This is a genomic window from Flavobacterium solisilvae, from assembly GCF_012911605.1.
Classification (GTDB): Bacteria; Bacteroidota; Bacteroidia; order Flavobacteriales; family Flavobacteriaceae; genus Flavobacterium; species Flavobacterium solisilvae.
This window is the reverse complement of the sequence record NZ_JAAMPT010000176.1, coordinates 1-2,748: the sequence shown is the minus strand read 5'-3', so window position 1 is coordinate 2,748 and position 2,748 is coordinate 1. Positions and strand designations below refer to the sequence as shown.

The 2,748-nt window shown below is 36.6% G+C and carries 4 protein-coding genes; 3 read left to right on the top strand and 1 reads right to left on the bottom strand.

Annotated features, from left to right (window positions below; translation table 11 throughout):
- A partial coding sequence (locus tag G6042_RS00900; protein WP_169522387.1) for a T9SS type B sorting domain-containing protein occupies window positions 1-121 on the top strand: 121 nt, incomplete at its 5' end.
- A gap of 871 nt (window positions 122-992) precedes the next feature.
- Here G6042_RS00900 and G6042_RS00895 read toward each other — a convergent pair.
- Window positions 993-1,196: a hypothetical protein gene (locus G6042_RS00895; RefSeq protein ID WP_169522386.1), complete on the bottom strand. Its 204-nt coding sequence runs from the start codon at window positions 1,194-1,196 to the stop codon at window positions 993-995.
- Window positions 1,197-1,472: 276 nt separating this feature from the next.
- On the opposite strand from G6042_RS00895, the gene G6042_RS00890 reads away from it, so the two are divergent.
- Both G6042_RS00890 and G6042_RS00885 read left to right on the top strand, forming a co-directional pair.
- A complete protein-coding gene (locus tag G6042_RS00890; protein ID WP_169522385.1) occupies window positions 1,473-2,228 on the top strand; it encodes a hypothetical protein in 756 nt (251 codons plus the stop codon).
- Window positions 2,229-2,267: 39 nt separating this feature from the next.
- Window positions 2,268-2,648, top strand: coding sequence for a DUF5675 family protein (locus G6042_RS00885; protein WP_169522384.1), 381 nt, complete (start codon window positions 2,268-2,270; stop codon window positions 2,646-2,648).
- Window positions 2,649-2,748: the final 100 nt, after the last annotated feature.

Genomic DNA, 2,748 nt, shown 5'->3' with positions numbered 1-2,748 from the left:
CGGTTGGGACGGAACGTTCAACGGACAGTTAATGCCATCAACCGATTACTGGTTCAAGGTAGAATATCCTGAAGCAGGTGTTATGAAAGAATTTAAAGCCCATTTCTCATTGAAAAGATAAGATAACAAACAACAAAAAAACCACTCAATTGAGTGGTTTTTTTTATGGGATTAAGTGTTATTTAAATTACTTTTATGAACCTTGTGTTTTCATACATTCTTCATACAGTAAGTAGGGCGAAGGTATACTTTAGCTATGTAGCAGTTGGGAGTTGGGAGATTGATATGTTTTGAAATAATTATACAGATAAATAAATCCTATTACAATTATGCAACTTATTGATTTTATGTTTTTGTTTATTTTCTTGCTTTGCTCTTAGTTTTAGCCACGGATTTTACGGATGAAACGGATTTATTTGCTTTGTTTGTTTTTTTAACCATTTAGAGAGTTAAGGGTAGTTTAGATTGGTCGCTTTGCTTGTGGGTTTTTTAAACACAAATTTCACAAATTAAATTCGCTTTGCTCATGGTTTTTTCTCGCGAAGGCGCAAAGGCTTAAAGACGCAACGTTTTTTTGTGAAGGATTATACCAATTATGTTCGCTTTGTTCATTTTTTTTTTTAAACCATTTAGGAGTTTAAGGGCATTTAAGATTGTTTGCTTTGCTTTAAGGGGGTTTGCTACAAGTTACACAAATTTTCACAAATTGTGATTGCTTTGCTAGTCTTTTACTATGTAAGAAGTTTAAGGACATTTAAGGTTTTGCTTTGCTCGTGGTTTTAGCCACGGATTATACTGATTGTTACTGATTTTTTTCTTGAGTTTCTGAAGCTTTTGTAGTAGAGGTGAGAAGTTTTCTAATATGTTTTTTTTATTTTGTTATTGTATTAGATGACAGGAGAGGTTGATTTATGTACTTCTTTGTGGATGGGTTGTTGTACTGGTTTTGGTGGGTTTTGGTTGTTGGGTTCCTATATTGGTGGAGGATAGGGTTACCCTTGTATCAAAGGGATTACATGTTCTAATTGAAGTCCTGTGTAGTGACAAAACTCTTCAACTGCCACGAGTTGGTGTGGCTCTTTTTGATAGTGTTTTTTTACTTCAATTAGGAGTAATCGAGCGTATCGATAACTTCTTCCTGTAATTCTTTGAACGTCTTTAGGGTATATGCAAACTCTTTTTACTTCTGGTTTCATATACTTTTTTCTCTTTTCACTAGGCTATCCTATTGGTATAGCTTTAGTTGTCATTCAAATATATACAATTTTTTTTACTTTTTACTTTTTTTGATGGGATAAAAAAGTACTCTTTAGTCCTTATTGGTCCTTCTTGGTCACACTCTTTTTTTTGGCTCAACAAAGTGGCTAATCTTTGCTTCATAATTCGGAATTAGATGCATCACGATTAGGAATTATAGGGTTTGAATGAGTGTACCTCAAACATTCTTTTTTATTCACTTAAATTTTATAATTATGGCCAGACAGAAGGGCATTATTAAACTAAAAGGTACTATCGGAGATATTACTTTTTATAAAACCAAAGATGGTTATTTGGTTAAAGAGAAAAGCGGTGTTGAAGCTTCTCGTATTGCGACTGATCCTGCTTTTCAACGTACTCGTGAAAACGGTTCGGAATTTGGTAGGGCAGGCAAAGCCGGAAAGGTATTGCGCCTAGCTTTTAGACCATTATTGTTGAATTCTTCCGACAGTAGAATGGTTAGCCGATTAACTCAGTCGATGATGAAGGTTATTCAGGCGGATGCTGTTAGCGAAAGAGGTTTGCGTAATGTTATTGATGGTGAAACAGAACTCTTAACGGGTTTTGAGTTTAATATCAATGGGAAGTTGAGTAACAGTTTGTTTGCTCCTTATACCGCAACAATCGACCGTGTTAGTGGCGAGATTAGCATTGACTTGGCTAGTTTTGTTCCAATACAAATGGTGGCTGCACCTACAGGAACTACGCATTTTAAGGTGATTTCGGGTGGTGCTGAGATTGATTTTGAAGCGGGAACGTATATCGTTGCCAGTTCAGAAACGGCTATCCTACCTTGGAATGCTACTGCTACTGCCGTTATCTCTCAAACAAATGCTGTTACCGCTGCGAGTATTAAACCATTGTTTTTAGCCTTGGGGATTGAATTCTACCAAGAGGTGAATGGACAAATGTATCCGTTGAAAAATGGTGCTTATAATCCGTTGTCCTTGGTCGCTGTTAGCGGTGTTTAGTAGTTGGAATTTAGAAGTCAGAATTTAGAAATTAGAATTGTGATTTTATTCTTAACTAGAACTTACTTCCCTGATGGTACTAACGGAATGTTGCAGATTGATGCTCAATTGGTTTGTTACACCATTGAGTTGCCTTGGAAAGAAAACCAAGCCCGGATTTCGTGTATACCTGAAGGGAAGTATTTTATCAAGAAGCGGTACAGCCAGAAGTATGGTTGGCATCTTGAAGTTTGTGATGTTCCCAATAGAACTTATATTTTGTTTCATCCTGCTAATGATGCCCAACGTGAATTGCAAGGTTGCATCGCTCCCGTATTGAAGCTTTCGGCTCCCGGAAAAGGGATATTGTCTAAAAAGGCTTTCAACTTGTTGCAACAACATGTGTATGCCGCCATAGATTGGAAAAAACGGTCAAATTGACCACCACTTTCCAGTCTAAATTGACCACCAATTTCGGTGCAAACTGACCACCCAATTCCAGTCCAAATTGACCACCTAAATTTTAGGGTAAATTAGTCAT